The organism is Proteus vulgaris, from assembly GCF_016647575.1.
Lineage (GTDB): Bacteria > Pseudomonadota > Gammaproteobacteria > Enterobacterales > Enterobacteriaceae > Proteus > Proteus mirabilis_B.
This window is the reverse complement of the sequence record NZ_CP032663.1, coordinates 1,562,148-1,580,219: the sequence shown is the minus strand read 5'-3', so window position 1 is coordinate 1,580,219 and position 18,072 is coordinate 1,562,148. Positions and strand designations below refer to the sequence as shown.

General features: G+C 37.6%; 15 protein-coding genes. 7 read left to right on the top strand and 8 right to left on the bottom strand.

All coding sequences use genetic code 11. From position 1 onward, the window contains the following. From hflD to D7029_RS07190, 5 genes are all read left to right on the top strand, one after another. Window positions 1-630, top strand: a complete 630-nt coding sequence (hflD, locus tag D7029_RS07210; RefSeq protein WP_194952256.1) for a high frequency lysogenization protein HflD — start codon at window positions 1-3, stop codon at window positions 628-630. 31 nt (window positions 631-661) lie between these two features. Then, on the top strand, window positions 662-2,032 hold the full coding sequence (purB, locus tag D7029_RS07205) for an adenylosuccinate lyase (RefSeq protein WP_194952255.1): 1,371 nt from the start codon (window positions 662-664) through the stop codon (window positions 2,030-2,032). Window positions 2,033-2,246: 214 nt separating this feature from the next. Beyond that, complete coding sequence (phoP, locus tag D7029_RS07200; RefSeq protein ID WP_075672656.1) at window positions 2,247-2,921, top strand: two-component system response regulator PhoP; 675 nt, start codon at window positions 2,247-2,249, stop codon at window positions 2,919-2,921. A gap of 1 nt (window position 2,922) precedes the next feature. After that, the gene (gene phoQ / locus D7029_RS07195) at window positions 2,923-4,386 is read left to right on the top strand and encodes a two-component system sensor histidine kinase PhoQ (protein ID WP_194952254.1); all 1,464 of its coding nucleotides are present in this window, start codon (window positions 2,923-2,925) and stop codon (window positions 4,384-4,386) included. Window positions 4,387-4,571: 185 nt separating this feature from the next. Then, window positions 4,572-5,693 carry a cupin domain-containing protein gene (locus D7029_RS07190; protein ID WP_088493168.1) on the top strand — a complete coding sequence of 374 codons (1,122 nt, stop codon included), beginning with the start codon at window positions 4,572-4,574 and terminating at the stop codon, window positions 5,691-5,693. Between the two features lie 266 nt (window positions 5,694-5,959). Here D7029_RS07190 and D7029_RS07185 read toward each other — a convergent pair whose 3' ends face one another. Together D7029_RS07185 and D7029_RS07180 are read right to left on the bottom strand one after the other, a co-directional pair. Beyond that, complete coding sequence (locus tag D7029_RS07185) at window positions 5,960-6,286, bottom strand: hypothetical protein (RefSeq protein ID WP_194952253.1); 327 nt, start codon at window positions 6,284-6,286, stop codon at window positions 5,960-5,962. A 180-nt stretch (window positions 6,287-6,466) separates the two neighbouring features. Further along, complete coding sequence (locus D7029_RS07180; protein WP_194952252.1) at window positions 6,467-6,745, bottom strand: hypothetical protein; 279 nt, start codon at window positions 6,743-6,745, stop codon at window positions 6,467-6,469. A 286-nt stretch (window positions 6,746-7,031) separates the two neighbouring features. Between D7029_RS07180 and D7029_RS07175 the strand changes: the two genes are divergently transcribed. Beyond that, complete coding sequence (locus D7029_RS07175; protein WP_228766744.1) at window positions 7,032-7,742, top strand: vWA domain-containing protein; 711 nt, start codon at window positions 7,032-7,034, stop codon at window positions 7,740-7,742. 120 nt (window positions 7,743-7,862) lie between these two features. On the opposite strand, the gene pepT is transcribed toward D7029_RS07175, so the two are convergent. The 5 genes from pepT to lolC form a co-directional block, all read right to left on the bottom strand. Next, window positions 7,863-9,107 (bottom strand): peptidase T, encoded by a 1,245-nt coding sequence (gene pepT / locus D7029_RS07170; protein WP_194952250.1) that lies wholly within the window; start codon window positions 9,105-9,107, stop codon window positions 7,863-7,865. 52 nt (window positions 9,108-9,159) lie between these two features. After that, complete coding sequence (cobB, locus tag D7029_RS07165; RefSeq protein WP_193775113.1) at window positions 9,160-10,014, bottom strand: Sir2 family NAD+-dependent deacetylase; 855 nt, start codon at window positions 10,012-10,014, stop codon at window positions 9,160-9,162. 88 nt (window positions 10,015-10,102) lie between these two features. Then, the gene (gene lolE / locus D7029_RS07160) at window positions 10,103-11,350 is read right to left on the bottom strand and encodes a lipoprotein-releasing ABC transporter permease subunit LolE (RefSeq protein WP_194952249.1); all 1,248 of its coding nucleotides are present in this window, start codon (window positions 11,348-11,350) and stop codon (window positions 10,103-10,105) included. Beyond that, window positions 11,350-12,060, bottom strand: coding sequence for a lipoprotein-releasing ABC transporter ATP-binding protein LolD (gene lolD, locus D7029_RS07155; protein ID WP_276044803.1), 711 nt, complete (start codon window positions 12,058-12,060; stop codon window positions 11,350-11,352). Before lolD ends, lolE begins: the two co-directional genes overlap by 1 nt. A 40-nt stretch (window positions 12,061-12,100) precedes the next feature. Next, complete coding sequence (gene lolC, locus D7029_RS07150; protein ID WP_194952248.1) at window positions 12,101-13,303, bottom strand: lipoprotein-releasing ABC transporter permease subunit LolC; 1,203 nt, start codon at window positions 13,301-13,303, stop codon at window positions 12,101-12,103. Between the two features lie 194 nt (window positions 13,304-13,497). Here lolC and mfd point away from each other — a divergent pair, with 194 nt between their 5' ends. Beyond that, complete coding sequence (mfd, locus tag D7029_RS07145) at window positions 13,498-16,947, top strand: transcription-repair coupling factor (RefSeq protein ID WP_194952247.1); 3,450 nt, start codon at window positions 13,498-13,500, stop codon at window positions 16,945-16,947. 70 nt (window positions 16,948-17,017) lie between these two features. On the opposite strand, the gene umoD is transcribed toward mfd, so the two are convergent. Continuing rightward, window positions 17,018-17,518, bottom strand: a complete 501-nt coding sequence (umoD, locus tag D7029_RS07140) for a flagellar biogenesis regulator UmoD (RefSeq protein WP_088493179.1) — start codon at window positions 17,516-17,518, stop codon at window positions 17,018-17,020. Between the last annotated feature and the right edge of the window lie 554 nt (window positions 17,519-18,072).

Genomic DNA, 18,072 nt, shown 5'->3' with positions numbered 1-18,072 from the left:
GTGGCTAAAGATTTTCGTGATATAACACTTGCATTGGCAGGTATCTGCCAAGCAAGTCGTCTCGTTCAGCAAATTGCTTACCAAGGTAGTGCGAACGAGAACGATGTTGAAGTAATGGTTAACAGTGTTTTTAATCTCAACCCAACTTCAACACTAGATGTTTATGGCAATCAAATCAGCCACTTAAAATTAGGCTTTCAAACACTGAAAGCCATTCATCAGGCGGTAAGAAGAGAAAAGCTAACGCTTGAATTGATGACTTATCAGCAAGGCTTAATCAATCTAGAGCGTCTTATCAATAGAAATGATGATTACAGCGCTCATTTATCGCAAAAAATTTCTCAATTAGAGCGCCAAAAAAGTTATTTCGAACCTATGTCTGAAGGTGTATTTAATGCACTTGCGGGCGTTTATGTTGATGCAGTTAGCCCTGTTGGCCCTCGCATTCAGGTTCACGGCGCAATTGATCTGTTAAAGAACCCTATTATTCAAGCTAAAGTTAGAGCGTTATTATTAACTGGCATTCGTAGTGCTGTGCTCTGGCGTCAAGTAGGTGGTCGTCGTTTTGATTTTTTACTGCATCAAAAGACTATTCTGCGACAAGCTGATGATTTTCTCGCTCAATGTTAATACTTTAAATTCAACCTGGGAGTTGCCAACAATGGAATTATCTTCGCTGACAGCGATTTCACCGATTGACGGTCGTTACGGTAGTAAAACTTCGTCGTTACGTTCTATTTTTAGTGAATTCGGTCTTCTGAAATTCCGTGTACAGGTAGAAGTTCGCTGGCTGCAAAAGCTGGCATCTTGCGCCGACATTAAAGAAGTTCCAGCCTTTGAAAAAAACGCAAACGATTACCTTGATGCAATTGTTGCTAACTTCAATGAAGAAGATGCAGCACGCATTAAAACTATCGAACGCACCACTAACCATGATGTAAAAGCCGTAGAATATTTCTTAAAAGAAAAAGTGGCGACCATCCCTGCTTTACATCAGGTTTCTGAATTTATTCACTTTGCTTGTACTTCTGAAGATATTAATAACCTGTCTCATGCCATTATGCTGGAAACTGCGCGCCAAGAAATTTTATTACCTGCATGGCGTGAAATCATTGATACCATTGGCAAAATGGCTCAAGAATACCGTGATTTACCTTTGCTTTCTCGTACTCATGGTCAGCCAGCAACACCTTCTACAATTGGTAAAGAGTTTGCTAACGTTGCCTACCGTATGGAACGCCAATATCGTCAACTAACACAAGTTGAGATCTTAGGTAAAATCAACGGTGCAGTAGGTAACTACAATGCTCACTTAGCTGCGTATCCTGAAGTAAATTGGCATCAATTTAGTGAAGAATTTGTCACTTCACTGGGTATTACATGGAACCCGTACACCACTCAAATTGAACCTCACGATTATATTGCGGAGCTTTTTGATTGTATTAGTCGCTTCAATACTATCTTGATCGATTTCGACCGTGATATTTGGGGTTACGTAGCACTGAATCACTTTAAACAAAAAACGATTGCGGGTGAAATTGGCTCTTCAACCATGCCTCACAAAGTGAACCCTATTGATTTTGAAAACTCTGAAGGAAACTTAGGGTTAGCAAATGCCGTTATGGGACATCTTTCTAGCAAGTTGCCTGTTTCTCGCTGGCAACGTGATTTAACAGACTCAACAGTACTGCGTAATTTAGGTGTTGGTATCGGTTATGCACTGATTGCTTATCAATCAACCATGAAAGGCCTTAATAAGCTTGAAGTGAATGAAAATCATCTTCGTGAAGAATTAGACTGCAACTGGGAAGTGTTAGCAGAGCCGATTCAAACTGTAATGCGTCGTTATGGCATTGAAAAGCCTTACGAAAAGCTAAAAGAGCTTACTCGTGGTAAACGCATCACAGAACAAGATATGGCCGTTTTCATTGATGGTTTAGAACTACCAGAAGATGAAAAAATACGCTTAAAAGCAATGAAACCTGAAAGTTATATTGGTTTTGCAACTCAACTTGTTGATAAATTAAACTAATTAACCTCTCTAAAAAGGCAGATAATTTCTGCCTTTTTTTATAACCAAAAAACAAAGAAAACTATCTATAACTTAAACACTTTGCTGGATACAGTGTTTTTTAAGCGATAGATTGTCTATGATGAGCCCATATTTTTATATGATAGATTGACTATCATTTCCTACATTTATTTTACAACAGTGAACTTTTGCTGATTGTACTCAAGGTGGAATAATGCGGATCTTAATTATTGAAGATAATATCTTACTTCGCCATCATTTATCTGTGCAATTTCGTGATGCTGGGCATCAGGTTGATGCAGCAGAAGATGCCAAAGAAGCAGATAGTTTTATAGCAGAAGGTACACCTGATGTTGCCATTGTGGATTTAGGATTGCCTGATGAAGATGGCATTAGCCTTATTCGTAGATGGCGAGAAAATAATATTACCCTACCCATAATGGTCTTAACGGCGCGTGAAAGTTGGCAAGAAAAAGTTTCCGCATTAAATGCAGGTGCTGATGACTATGTGACAAAGCCCTTTCATTTTGAGGAAATTGTTGCACGTATTCAGGCATTAATGCGAAGAAACATGGGAATTGCATCGCAAACCCTCGCTATTGAACCTTTTGAATTGGATTTATCACGTAAAGAGTTCATGATTTCAGGAGAACAGATTAAGTTAACCGCATTTGAATATACAATTTTAGAAACATTGATGCGCAATCAAAATAAAGTTGTTAGTAAAGATGCATTAATGCGTCAGTTATATCCAGATGCTGAATTAAAAGAGAGTCACACTATTGATGTACTGATGGGCAGACTACGTAAAAAAATCTTAGAAAAATACCCTGATGACGTGGTGGTTACAGTACGCGGGCAAGGCTACCGTTTTGATATGAAACCTTAATATGCAAAAAAAACAGCGCTCTCCACTCTCATTACGAACTCGTTTTTTACTTGCAACGAGTGCCATTATTTTGGCACTTACACTCTCTTATGGGTTAGTTGCTATTGTCGGTTCGATTGTCAGCGTGGATAAAACCACTTTTATGTTGATGCGTAGTCAAAGTAATCTTTACTACAGCTTAGCGCAGTGGGATAAGAGCAAGCTGAATATTGAGTTTCCAACAAACCTTAATAATAACAATACCTCGCTGGTGGTTATTTTTGATGATAAAGGCAGTGTATTATGGACGCCCCCCGACTTGCCGAAAGCGATTCCTGATAGCATTAAACATAAATGGCGCCATGAAGAAGGCTTATTTGAAATCGCTGTTGATGTCAAAACAACACGTTTAATGTTAAAGCAGTTACCGCAATATCGTGTTTATCTTAAACGCCTTGATGAATATTCCAGTAATGAGTATTTAACTCACTCTGTTGTGATTAATCATTATCCGGCAGCTGATAATATGCCTTATATGGCAATCGCAGTTATCGATCCTATTCCTCAGCGTATGCAAAAAGTCAGTCAAGTTTGGGACTGGTTCTTATATATCATTCTTGCGAATCTATTTTTAGTTGTACCCTTAATTTGGTTAGCTGCACATTGGAGTTTAAGACCCATAAAACAAGTTATTGAACAAATCAGCGCATTAGAAAAAGGTACGCGTAATGATTTGGATGAAAACCCGCCAACAGAGTTAAAAGGTTTAGTCCGAAATTTAAATGTGTTATTGCGTAATGAACGCAGTCGTTACAGTAAATATCGTACAAGTTTATCGGATCTTACCCACAGCTTAAAAACGCCACTTGCCGTGTTGCAATCAACGTTACGCTCTTTGCGATCAGGCAAGCAGATGACGATAGAGCAAGCTGAGCCTATTATGCTCGACCAAATTGAACGAATTTCACAACAAGTGGGTTATTACCTACACCGCGCATCCATTCATGGTGATCACGATATTACCACGCGAAAACTTCATTCACTGTCAGGATTACTTGATAATCTTTGTAGTGCATTAAGTAAAGTTTATCAGTCAAAAGGTGTTGATTTAACACTCAATGTTTCACCTGAAATTATGTGGTTAGGTGAGAAAAATGACTTTATGGAAGTGATGGGCAATATTCTGGATAACGCCTGTAAATACTGCTTAGAATTCGTTGAAATCAATGTTAGCAATAATGAAAACAGCGTAATGATTGTTGTTGATGATGATGGTCCGGGTGTCAGCCCTGAAAAAAGAGAGGCTATTTTTCAGCGAGGAACTAGAGCAGACACACTGCGTCCGGGGCAAGGTTTAGGATTATCGATAGCGGTAGATATTATTGAACAATACAGTGGTGAAATTACTATTACCGATAGCCCTTTAGGTGGCGCTCGTATCACTGTAACCTTTGCTGAGCAGCAACTTACTACTGAGCGTGAATAATCATTATTGATAAAACGCTTCTTTCTATTTTTAAATCACCGCCAATTATACGACGTTATGCATGATATCTGTTCAGTTACTATTGTGTTAATCGCTATTACTCACATTGCTCAAAGGAATGTTTAGCAGGAAGTTAGAATTCATTATACTATGGCTTCAGGCTTCCCGAATTCAGGATATACACAATGGACTATAAACTTAATTTAGATTGGCAATCATTCCTTGAAAGCCATTGGCAAAAACGCCCTTTATTAATTAAAAACGGCTTCTCTCGTTTTGTTGATCCTTTATCTCCTGACGAACTTGCTGGTCTTGCAATGGAAGATGAAGTAGATAGCCGTCTTGTTAGCTGTCAAGACGGACAGTGGGGAGTCAAACACGGGCCTTTTGAGCACTTTGAAGGACTTGGTGATAAAGATTGGTCTTTACTTGTACAAGCCGTCGATCACTGGCATTTTCCTAGTGCGGCATTAATGAAGCCATTTCGTGTGTTACCCGATTGGCGCATTGATGATTTAATGATCTCTTACTCTGTTCCCGGTGGTGGTGTAGGCCCACACCTTGATCAATATGATGTCTTTATTATTCAGGGGCAAGGTCGTCGTCGCTGGCGTGTGGGTGAAAAAATCCCAATGAAACAACACTGCCCTCACCCTGATCTGCTGCAAGTTGATCCTTTTGAAGCAATTATTGATGAAGAATTAGAACCGGGCGACATTCTTTATATCCCACCTGGATTCCCACATGAAGGCTATGCGATTGAAGAATCGCTAAACTACTCTGTTGGTTTCAGAGCACCTAATGCTCGTGAACTTTTCAGTGGTTTCGCTGACTATGTGTTAGCAAATGATTTAGGTAGTTATCGTTATAGCGACCCAGATCTAACACCGCGTGAAAACCCAGCATTAGTGCAACATCAAGAGTTAAATAAACTTCATGACATGATGGAAGATTTACTTGCTCAGCCAGAAGTATTTCGTCATTGGTTTGGTGAATTTATTTCTCAATCTCGCCATGAACTTGATCTCGCAGTTCCTGAACCTTTATATGAAAATGCAGAAATTCACGATTTACTGCAACAAGGTGAGCAGCTTCATCGTTTAAATGGCCTTCGTGCGTTACGTGTTGGCGATAACTGTTTTGTAAATGGCCAATTGATGGATACTGATCATATAGAAGCGGTGGATGCACTTTGCCAATATGATTATATTGATAAACAACACTTGGGCGATGCATTAGCTGATCCAAAATTTGTGCGTTTATTAACTCAGTTAGTTAATCAAGGTTATTGGTATTTTGAAGATTAATTATCACTAATTTTCAATAATAAGTTATAAGCCCTGTCATATTAATGGTAGGGCTTTTTTATTGATAATAAGCTGATCTTCCATGGCAGACAATAATTCACTGAATTCTACATTTGATTTTTTCCGCTTTATATTAAAAAATCATGATCCTACATATACAGGACAATTATTTCTAGCATTAGAATGCTGACTTTAAAATTAGATTACCCTCAATATCAAAACCAGCAATAATAGAAATTTTTAATGACACACTAAATATTAAAATTTTATTTTTTCAGTAATAATTTACTATAAAAGAGAGCTTCTTTCATTGAAGCTCTTGTATTATTAAATAAAAAAGGAATTAACGTAAACAATAGTATTTGTAATAAATAAGATTTGACACTAAAATCATCATCAACTAAAAAATTAAAAAAAGGTAATAAAAATAATATTAGTAATAAATATCCTATTACACTTATAAATGACATTTTAGCTAATTTTTTTATAGATATTTCAAAGTCTATCCCAGAAAAAAAACATTCATTTCTCAATGCTTTTATATCTCTTTTTTTTATCCCAGATTCAAGCAATAATCTAGTAATACTTTTCATTAATTAATCCTATTTTCCCAAATACTATATGTGCTTGTTTTCACAATTACATACTCCCATATTAGCGTTCCAGCTCTCCATTTAACTTAAGATATATAATATTAGCCATAAAACCCTATCATATAAATGGCAGGGCTTTATAGTTCATAAAATATTTTAAAATATCATTTTTTATAAAATTTAACGAATTAAATAATTTATCGCTTCTTTTAAAAGTAATCTTGTATTACGAAAGAGAAAAGGAATAAAAACAAAAAATGTACTTTGTAAGAAAAAAAGTAATAACGTATGCTTACTATTTGTTGCATAAAGAGAAAATGAGATTAAATAAGTTATCATAAAATAGCTAGAAATAATAATAAATGACTGTCGATCAGATTTTTTAATCACTTCCTTTTTATGAGAGCTTAGTTGCTCTTCTATTACAGGCGTTAGTAATTTTCCTGTTATGGTTTCCATTCAATATCCTTATATTATATTTATTTATCTCGCTTTGATTATAAGAGATATTCAATAAAATCAATTTATCAAAGAGTTATTCATATTAAGCCTATATTAAAAGTTTAATATTAAATAATATGCAAGTCTTTTATTACAAAATCATTCTATTTTTAATTAAGTACGCTTACCTATTAATGCACTGTCTGTTTTTTCAGCTATTTCTCCTATTTTATTTTATAAATTCCTTCTAAGATAAAATTAGATTTTTACTGCTTTACTTCTTTTTTCGACAATGGAGTCGTCTATGAAAAAGTTTATTGTTTTAATTGCTGCTTTTATTTTACCGACCATGGTATTTGCAGAAACAGTAGAAATAGCAAGTATGAAAGCATCACCAGCGCAAACGGATATCATTTTTGTGTTAGATAAAAGTGGTTCAATGCAAGGATATGAAAAGGATACCATTGGTGGATTTAATACCATTTTAGCTGAAAATAAAAATCGCCCGGAAAAAGTCTATATCACCACGATTTTATTTGATAGTAAGGCTAAAAAATTACATAACCGCGTAGATATTAATAAGATAGAAGATTTAACTACTAACGATTATTTTGCATCAGGTAATACTGCATTACTAGATGCGGTGGGAAATGCGATCACTGAAGGGAATAAACCAAATTCACCGTATAAAAATGTCATGATGGTGATCATCACTGACGGTGAAGAAAACAGTAGTCGTGAATATTCGCTAGAAAAAGTGAAATCATTAATTACTTCAGCAGAAAAAGAAAAAAACTGGGAGTTTATCTTTCTAGGTGCCAATTTTGATGCGATAAGTGCAGCGGAAAGTATTGGTATAAAATCATCTAACTCAACTCAATATATTCAAGATGCCAAAGGTTATGGAAATGCCTATGAATCGGTTAATAAAGCTGTTCAGTCTAAAATTGAAGGTAAAGAGTTAAATGAAGATTGGAAAGCTTCTGTTGAGCAAGATTATAAAGAGCGTAAATAAGTCATCTGAGCTAACAATGTAGATAAACAATGTAGCCAAAAAATGTAATTAATAAGCGTATCTAAAAAATAATAGCCGAAATATCGGCTATTATTTTTATCTTCGAAGCTCAATAAGCAATTAATTAATCACTTTAGCCTTTTCTCTTTCAGCTGTAATTTCAGCGATACGCATGATCACACTCACCGCTGCTTCCATACCTTCTAAAGAGATAAATTCATGCTTACCATGGAAATTATAACCGCCAGTAAAAATATTAGGGCAAGGTAATCCACGATAAGAAAGTTGAGCACCGTCTGTACCACCACGAATAGGCTTGATATTTGGCTCAATTTCACAATCAATCATTGCTTGTTTGGCTATTTCAATGATGTGTGGGAATTGAACAACTTTATCATGCATATTGTAATAGCTATCATCAATTGTTAGCTCAATATAGCAATCAGGATGTAGGCCTTTACCCACTCTCTCTGCAATCGCAATCATATTCTGTTTGCGTTTTTCAAATAAGTTACGGTTAAAATCACGGATAATATAATGCATTTCCGCTCTTTCTACCGAACCTTTGATACTTTGCAGATGGTAAAAACCTTCATAACCGTCGGTATTTTCTGGTGTTTCATCAACAGGTAATTCTTGATGAATGCGCGTTGCTAATCCTAATGCGTTAACCATCACCCCTTTTGCACTACCTGGGTGAACATTGTTACCTACAATTTTGATATTTACGGATGCGGCGTTGAAGTTTTCATATTCCAGTTCGCCAACACCACCACCATCAACGGTATAAGCCCAGCTTGCGCCAAATGCTTTTAAATCGACATAATGCGCACCACGCCCAATTTCTTCATCAGGAGTGAAAGCTATTCGAATATCCCCGTGAGGTCGATTTGTTTCTTTTAAGCGCACCATCGCAGTAATAATTTCAGCAATACCCGCTTTATCGTCCGCACCCAGTAATGTTTTGCCATCCGTCGTAATTAATGTTTTACCAATCATTGAATGTAAGATTGGGAACATTACTGGTGATAACACTTCATCACCAATACCTAAAGCAATATCACCGCCACGATAATCTTCAAGCACTTGTGGTTTTACATGCTTACCAGAAAAATCCGGCGCTGTGTCAAGATGCGAAATAAAGCCAATAACTGGCACTGGCCAAGATACATTGGATGGTAAACTCGCCATTACACATCCTTTATCACTGAGCGTTACATCAGAAAAGCCCAGTTTTTTTAATTCTTGAGCCAATGCCTTGGCTAGTTTTAATTGTCCATCACTGCTTGGTGACATTTTTGAAGATGGTTTTGATTGTGTATCAAAATTAATATATTCAAAAAAACGTTCTAATAATTTATCCATTTTGCCCCCTAAGATCTCTCTAAGAACAATAATAGGGAACTCTATAAAATAATTATTGCGTCAAATCAGCTTTAGGATCATTAATTAATTCAAACAATTTATGAACATATTCATCAACTACCTGACTCGCAGGGCCATAATGTTTCTCTTCAAACTGACTTTCAACCAAACTGGGTTCAAGATTTAACTCAACAGTATGAGCACCTGTTAACCGAGCTTCATGGACAAAACCGGCTGCTGGATAAACATTTCCAGAGGTACCGATAGAGATAAAAATATCGGCCTCAGCCAAAGCGCGATAAATCTCTTCCATGCCAATTGGCATTTCACCAAACCAGACAATATGAGGGCGTAATGGTGATGGGAATTGACAACAATGGCAACGATCTGTCGTTTCTAAGTCCCCTTTCCATTCAAATACTTGGCGAGATTGAGGGCAACGTACTTTTAGCAATTCACCATGCATATGCAAAATATGTTTACTACCTGCTTTTTCATGCAGATTATCAATATTTTGAGTTACCAGTAAAAAATTCTCTTTGCCTAAGCGTTGCTCTAGTTTCGCTAATGCATAATGCGCTTCATTGGGTTGAATAGAGGGTTGTTGCAATTGGCGACGACGTTCATTGTAAAACTGCTGAACCAATTGGGGATTGCGTTGATAACCTTCAGGTGTTGCAACATCTTCAACGCGATGCTCTTCCCACAATCCATCTTCTGATCGGAATGTTTTAATTCCTGATTCAGCCGAAATGCCAGCCCCTGTTAATACGACAACTTTGGGTAAATTCATTTCATGTTCCGTTTTATGGGTTAGATGAAAATAGCGACAACGTGAATGTTGTCTGCGTAAATTCTTAATTTTACGAAACTTCCTAAGCCGACGATGACGAAGTTTAAGTTTCATTATTACAATCCTTGGTTTTCAAATTTAAATATCGCGTTTTTTATCTTCACTAGTTTAAGCGTTTTTTCTTCTTTGTATGTCAATAAACTTATTGCCCACTTAAAATTCTTGCAGGATCTAGTTTAGTGGCTCGACGAGCAGGATACCAACTTGCAATCAGGCTTAAGATCACAGTGGTAATAAATACAGAGAAAACGTCAATTAAATGAACTTCTGAAGGCAGAAAATCAACGAAATAAACATCGCCAGATAACACACTATGTCCTGTTAATGATTCAATAACAGACACTAATGGCGTTAAATTATAAGCAACCAACACACCAAATATCACACCAGCGATACAGCCAATCATGCCTGATAATAAGCCGTACCATAAAAAGATATTACGAATATGGCTATCCCGTGCGCCTAATGTTCGTAAAATAGCGATATCACTACTTTTATCTCTTACCGCCATAATCAGCGTTGAGACAATATTAAAACAAGCGACACCAATCACTAAGATCATTGATAAATACATAATGCTGCGGATCATCTGAATATCGCTATACATATAACCATAATCACTTATCCAACTTTTGGCATAAACATATTCTTTACTGTTTAAACCTGCATTATGAATAATTTCATTGGCGAAAAAAGGATCTACCGTTTTCACTTCAATCCCAGTAATGCCTTGCCCATAATCCATATATTGCTGGGCATCCGCTAAAGGAATTAACGCTAATTGATGATCGAGCATACCGCTAAGTTTAAATATACCACTGACTTGTAAGCGAATACGTTTAGGTTGTAAAAGCTTTGTGGGATCATCATTATTTGGAATTAATACGGTGAGCCAATCATCCTGTTTGATTTTTAGTGCATCAGCAACACCTTGACCAATAATAATTTGTTGCTTACCAGCCTTAAAATTTTGCCATGCATTGTTTTGGACATATCGAGGTAACAGGCTGATATCACCCTGCTTTTCAGGTGAAACGCCCATAACTTGCACAGCCTTTAACTCTGTTCCTTTTTCTAACAATCCAGTGAGTAAAATATAAGGAGCAGCCGCGACAACACCTTGAGTGTTTTCAATACGAGGTAATGCTGATTGCCATTGTACAAATGGCTGCTCTACTGAATATATTTGCCCGTGAGGTACCACCGATAAAATGCGATTTTTTAATTCACGTTCAAATCCATTCATGGCACTTAAGCCAATAATTAAGACAGCAACACCAAGCATAATGCCCAGTGTTGAAATAACTGAAATTAAAGAAACCATTCCCGCACGTTTTCGTCCTCTTGAAAAACGTAATGCGGTCACTAATGCAAGTGGCAATTGCGCCATTATTTCACTCCTGAAATTGCGTTTTGTGACTGTAGTTGACCATCTTTCATTTCAAGTTGGCGCTGAAAACGAGCCGCCAATGACAAATCATGCGTTACGACTAGAAAAGCAGTTTGTTTTTCTCTGTTTAACTTAATCAACAATTCGAAAATCCCTTCTGCATTTTTCTGATCAAGATTACCCGTCGGTTCATCAGCAAGAACTAATGCAGGATCGTTTACTAATGCTCTTGCAATCGCAACACGTTGTCTTTCACCACCAGAAAGCTCTGAAGGACGATGATGAGCGCGATCTTTTAGCCCAACGGCTTCAAGTAAAGACATCGCTTTTTCTTTTGCCATTGAAGCGCTTGTACCACCAATCATCAGCGGCATAGCAACATTTTCAAGCGCTGTAAAATCCGGTAATAGATGATGAAATTGATAGATAAAACCCAATTGGCTATTACGCAGATCCGCTTTTTCAGAAGAGGATAATTTATTAAGTGATTGCCCTTTAAAAAAGACTTCACCCGATGTTGGAGAATCGAGCCCACCCAATAAATGTAATAGGGTACTTTTTCCTGAGCCTGAGCTTCCCACTATGGCAAGAAAATCGCCCTTATCCATTTTAAAAGAGACTGATTTCAGCACTTGTGTGGAAATAGAACCATCTTGGTATTGTTTACATAGGGCGTGGCAATCCAATAAACCATCTTCGTTAATTTGCATTTGTTTTTCTGATGCCATTGGCTGTTTATTTAAAGAAGAATTACTCATAACGTAGCGCCTCTGCTGGCTGAATAGCCGCGGCCCGCCAAGACGGGTATAAAGTGGATAAAAGGGAAATGATAATAGCGGAGAAACCAATCATAAAGACTCTGCCCCAATCAAGTGTTGCGGGTAATTCCACACCTTGAGGGATAAGTCCTACCGCCGGCATAATGACGTTTAATTGGCTTGAAAGTAATGCGCCTAAAAGTCCACCAGCTACCGCCCCTAAAATACCTGCTCCTGCACCTTGTAGCATAAAGATGGACATAATCTGAGAGCGTTTTAAACCCATCGTTTGCAAGATAGCGACTTCACCTTGTTTTTCCATCACCAACAAAGAAAGTGAGGTAATAATATTAAAAGCCGCCACTGCGATAATTAAGCTTAATAATAATCCCATCATATTTTTTTCCATTTTAACAGCTTGGAAAAATTCACCTTTACGTTCGCGCCAATCTCTCCAACTTAGATTTTTATCTAAAGGCTGCGCACTGTATTTTTCAATATTGAGAGGATCAGAGAAGAAAAGACGCCATCCGGTAATATTACCCGGCTGATAACGCATTAAACGTGCTGCATCTTGCTGATTCACTAAAATTTGTGAAGCATCTGCATCACCACCACTTTGGAAAATACCTTTAACGGTAAATAACCGTTGGCTAGGTAATCTTCCCATTGGCGTTAATTGGCTTACACTTGGAACAATAAGGCGAATGCTATCCCCCTCTTTTGCTTTTAACTGTTTAGCGAGGCCACTTCCTAAAATCACACCATAATCGCCCGCTTTCAGCATAGAAAAATCCCCAAACCGAATATGTCGTGTTAAAGGTTCATCTTGCTCTTTTTCTATGCCCAGCATGACACCGACGCTGATATTGTCTTTACTTTGCAAAACAACATCGCCTTCTACTAAAGGGGTAACGTTTATGATACCTTCACGCGTCAGTAATCTTTCAGCTATATTTGGATCTCGGGGTAATTGCCCGTTAGGTGATGTCACTATTGCTTGTGGAATGTAAGCAAGAATGCTTTCTTGCAATGAACGTTCAAAGCCATTCATGACAGAGGTCACTGTTATCAGCGCCGCTACACCTAACATAATCCCTAAAGCGGATAGCCATGAGACGAAGCGACCGAACTTATCGACCGCACGACCCCGCATATAACGGAGCCCTATATAAAATGAGACAGAATTGTACATGAAATCTGTGCTGTTCCTGTTGCTAATGCGAAGTGTTCAGGGATAATAAAGGGTAGTCTTACTGAATGGAACCACTCTATTCCCAAACTGTGGTTTTTTCTTTTATCTTAACCTGCCCGCCAGTTTAAGCTTTAGCCATTAAGCTAAAGATGTGTTGGGAGTTAACTACAACAAAGAGTTCACATTACACGCTTATGTCCTCAGAATATCGTTATCAACTTCCTATAAAACAAGGGGATACTCGCCAGCTAGGTCAACTGACTGGTGCCGCTTGTGCTCTAGAATGTGCAGAGATCATCAAACGTCACTCTGGATTAGTCGTTCTTGTTACTCGTGATATGCAAAATGCATTACGTTTGCAAGATGAAATCCGTCAGTTTTGTGATTATCCAGTAGAGACATTATCGGATTGGGAAACACTGCCATACGACAGTTTTTCGCCTCATCAAGAAATTATCTCAAACCGCCTTTCTACGCTATACCGTATTCCATCACTTCTCAAGGGAATTTTAATCTTACCTGTCAATACGTTAATGCAGAAAGTCTGCCCTACGGATTATCTCGCAAGTCATGCGTTGGTAATGCAAAAAGGAGAGATACTTTCTCGTGATAATTTACGTAAAACATTAGATGAAGCGGGATATCGCCATGTCGAACAAGTTTTAGAGCATGGGGAATACGCAACGCGTGGTGCATTATTAGACTTATTTCCTATGGGAAGTGAATTTCCTTATCGTATTGATTTTTTCGATGATGAAATAGATAGCCTGCGTACTTTTGATGTTGACACACAGCGGACATTAGCAGAAGTTGATCAAATTAATTTACTGCCTGCCCATGAGTTCCCAACAGATGCAAATGCGATAGAAATTTTCCGTAGCCAATGGCGTGAACGGTTTGATGTAAGACGTGATCCTGAACATATTTATCAGCAAGTAAGTAAACACATATTGCCAACGGGAATTGAATATTGGCAATCTCTGTTTTTTGAACAGCCTTTATCTAACTTATTTGCTTATTTCCCTAAAAACACATTGATAGTGACGCAAGATCTGCAAGATTTTGCAGAAAAATTTTGGCAAGACATCAATCAACGTTTTGAAAGCCGCCGCGTTGATCCTATGCGACCGCTGTTACCACCGGATGATATTTGGCTGAATGTTGATAAATTTAATAAAGAACTAAAACAGTGGCCTCGTATTCAACTTAAAACAGAAACGTTGCCAGAAAAAGCCGGACAGACCAATTTAGGCTATCAACCGCTTCCTGATTTATCGATAAACGCTCAAAGCAAATCACCTTTAGATAACTTACGCCGATTCCAAGAACAATTTTCAGGCAGTGTGATTTTTTCTGTTGAAAGTGAAGGTCGACGCGAAACCGTACAAGAGCTTTTATCACGGATAAAAATAGCACCCAAGCAGATCATTGAATTATCTGACGCCCAAGAGAAAGGTTTTTACTTTATCATTGGTGCTGCGGAACATGGTTTTATTGATAGCCATCGCCAGTTAGCCATGATCTGTGAAAGCGATATGTTAGGTGAACGTGTTAATCGTCGTCGTCAAGATAATCGTCGTGCTATTAATACAGATACCTTAATTCGTAATCTGGCTGAATTAACCATAGGACAACCTGTTGTCCATCTTCAGCATGGTGTTGGTCGCTACCAAGGTATGACAACCCTAGAAGCGGGAGGCGTTAAAGCTGAATATTTAATGTTGAGCTACGCAGGTAATGACAAGCTTTATGTTCCTGTTTCATCACTGCATTTGATCAGCCGTTATTCTGGTGGTGCAGATGAAAATGCCCCATTACATAAATTGGGTGGCGATGCATGGGTAAGAGCACGTCAAAAAGCGGCCGAAAAAGTACGTGATGTCGCAGCCGAGTTATTAGATGTTTATGCTCAACGTGAAGTAAAAACAGGCTTTGCCTTTAAAATGGACAAAGAGCAGTACCAATCTTTCCGCCAAAGTTTTCCTTTTGAAACAACGCCTGATCAAGAAATGGCTATCAATGCGGTACTTAGCGATATGTGCCAAGCCATTTCAATGGATAGACTCGTCTGTGGTGATGTCGGATTTGGTAAAACAGAAGTTGCGATGCGCGCTGCTTTTCTTGCAGTTAACAACAACAAGCAAGTCGCCATTTTAGTACCAACCACCCTATTAGCTCAGCAACATTTTGATAATTTCCGCGATCGTTTTGCTAATTGGCCCGTTAATATTGAGATGATCTCACGTTTTCGTAGTGCAAAAGAGCAGCAACAAATTACCGAAAAACTGGCGGAAGGAACAGTTGATATTGTGATTGGTACACACAAACTCCTTCAACCGAATATTCAATGGAAAGATTTAGGATTATTAATTGTCGATGAAGAACATCGCTTTGGTGTTCGTCACAAAGAGCGTATCAAAGCTATGCGCGCAAATGTCGATATTTTAACACTAACCGCAACGCCTATTCCTCGTACACTGAATATGGCAATGAGTGGCATGCGTGATCTTTCCATTATTGCAACACCACCAGCACGTCGCTTATCCGTAAAAACATTCGTTCGTGAATATGATGATTTAGTCGTGCGTGAAGCTATCTTGCGTGAAACCTTGCGTGGCGGACAAGTTTATTACTTGTATAACGATGTCGAAAATATCGAAAAAGCCCGTGAAAGACTGGCTGCACTCGTTCCTGAAGCACGTATTGGTATTGGTCACGGACAAATGCGTGAACGTGAACTTGAGCGTGTGATGAATGATTTCCATCACCAGCGTTTTAATGTGTTGCTTTGCACCACGATTATTGAAACAGGTATCGATATACCTACTGCAAATACCATTATTATTGAACGAGCAGATCATTTTGGCTTAGCGCAATTACATCAATTACGTGGCCGTGTAGGTCGTTCTCATCATCAAGCTTATGCTTATTTGTTGACGCCACATCCGAAAGCAATGACAAAAGATGCCCATAAACGTTTAGAAGCGATTGCTTCGCTGGAAGATCTGGGTGCAGGTTTTGCATTAGCGACTCATGACTTAGAAATTCGAGGTGCCGGTGAATTATTAGGTGAAGAACAGAGCGGTCAAATGAATACTGTTGGTTTCTCACTTTATATGGAATTGCTAGAAAGCGCCGTAGAAGCACTTAAAGAAGGTAGAGAGCCATCACTTGAAGATCTCACCAATCAACAAACTGAAATTGAATTAAGAATGCCAGTCTTGTTGCCTGATGATTACATTCCTGATGTAAATGTCAGACTTTCATTCTATAAGCGAATTGCTAGTGCTATCGACTTAACAGAGCTTAATGATCTAAGAGCAGAGTTAATTGATAGATTTGGTAAATTACCTGATGCAGGACGTTATCTACTTCGGAATGCCGCTATTCGCTTAAGTGCGATGAGCTTGGGTATCACCCGAATTGAAGCGCACGATAAAGGCGGCTTTATTGAGTTTGGTGAGAAAAACAAAGTCGATCCGGGTTATTTAATCAGCTTACTTCAAGAGCAACCGGCAATTTTCCGCTTAGATGGGCCATCAAAACTGAAATTTATTACAGATTTAACTGAGCGTGAAAAGCGACTCACTTTTATTGATGATATGTTAAGTGCATTTGATGAGCATAAAATAACCACTCTTTAATGGTTATTGGATCAACAAAAAGGCGTAACTGAAGTAACTTCATTACGCCTTTCTTTTTATATCATTAGGTTTATTCTTTACGGCAAGGTACTTTTTCATTCATAGAACAATAAGGTTCTTGTTCTAAAATCAGCCGACCATCAGAATCTAACGCAATAATTTCACCGGGTTTAAATGTCGTTCGTACTTTGCCCGGCGTTCCATCGATAGTATAAAGCACATCATAACCCACAACTCTGCGCTCTTGACGATAAATCGGAATGCACTCTTTAAATTGAGGATAAGGGAAATTAGCAATATTGCTGTTATTAAGTGCTTCAATCATATAAAACACTCGACACTCTTGCTCTGCTGGGTGAAATCGTGACAATTTTTCTGGTGTAAAAGGTGTGGGTAAGCCAATTCGATGACAATACTCTTCTGTCACAAAAACGGTCGATTTAATAGGTGTCGCCGAAACGACATGAGCGTATTGAGGCTGGGGAAATACCCACCTCCATGCAATAAATGAAAGAATAGCTAATACAATGATTAGTCCTAATAGTGTGTACTTTCTGACATTAACACCCACTTTTACCCCTTTTTATTTGTTTTATCCTTAATTGCCTCAGATACATAACAAAAGCCACTGTTTCGCTCTAACTGGCTAATATATTTAGTATTCAATAAATGAATTCTCTGATCTGATAGCTTAATTCAACATCCATGCTGATTAACATAATAAGTAAACTACGTATTTATGACATGTTAAATACACCACTTATTTCTGTTTTAATTACTTAATTAAATAAATACTGACTACATTCTTAAGATTTACACATTATATTAAGATTGATCTTAATTTATTTAGCTAAAAAAAAAAGAAAACGCTACGCTATTTATAATATAGCATTATGATAACACCAAGTTAACAAATGTCGTCTAAAAATAGGAGATATTTCATATTTAACTCATATTATAAAATTTAATTTTAAGATTTATAAAACAATTTTATCCTATTAAATATGAGTAAAAATAACAAGTTAAGCATATCTCTAATAATTTTCACTTATTATCTTTCTAATACAAACCTGCGAAATACCATAACATTTTATTTGATGAATTAATGAATTAAACATCATTTTT

Bases quoted from the DNA above. Each gene is read 5' to 3' on its own strand.
- purB (WP_194952255.1), top strand. From the start codon at position 662: ATGGAATTATCTTCGCTGACAGCGATTTCACCGATTGACGGTCGTTAC.
- phoP (WP_075672656.1), top strand. From the start codon at position 2,247: ATGCGGATCTTAATTATTGAAGATAATATCTTACTTCGCCATCATTTA.
- phoQ (WP_194952254.1), top strand. From the start codon at position 2,923: ATGCAAAAAAAACAGCGCTCTCCACTCTCATTACGAACTCGTTTTTTA.
- D7029_RS07190 (WP_088493168.1), top strand. From the start codon at position 4,572: ATGGACTATAAACTTAATTTAGATTGGCAATCATTCCTTGAAAGCCAT.
- D7029_RS07185 (WP_194952253.1), bottom strand. From the start codon at position 6,286: ATGAAAAGTATTACTAGATTATTGCTTGAATCTGGGATAAAAAAAAGA.
- D7029_RS07180 (WP_194952252.1), bottom strand. From the start codon at position 6,745: ATGGAAACCATAACAGGAAAATTACTAACGCCTGTAATAGAAGAGCAA.
- D7029_RS07175 (WP_228766744.1), top strand. From the start codon at position 7,032: ATGAAAAAGTTTATTGTTTTAATTGCTGCTTTTATTTTACCGACCATG.
- pepT (WP_194952250.1), bottom strand. From the start codon at position 9,107: ATGGATAAATTATTAGAACGTTTTTTTGAATATATTAATTTTGATACA.
- cobB (WP_193775113.1), bottom strand. From the start codon at position 10,014: ATGAAACTTAAACTTCGTCATCGTCGGCTTAGGAAGTTTCGTAAAATT.
- lolE (WP_194952249.1), bottom strand. From the start codon at position 11,350: ATGGCGCAATTGCCACTTGCATTAGTGACCGCATTACGTTTTTCAAGA.
- lolD (WP_276044803.1), bottom strand. From the start codon at position 12,060: ATGCAAATTAACGAAGATGGTTTATTGGATTGCCACGCCCTATGTAAA.
- lolC (WP_194952248.1), bottom strand. From the start codon at position 13,303: ATGTACAATTCTGTCTCATTTTATATAGGGCTCCGTTATATGCGGGGT.
- mfd (WP_194952247.1), top strand. From the start codon at position 13,498: ATGTCCTCAGAATATCGTTATCAACTTCCTATAAAACAAGGGGATACT.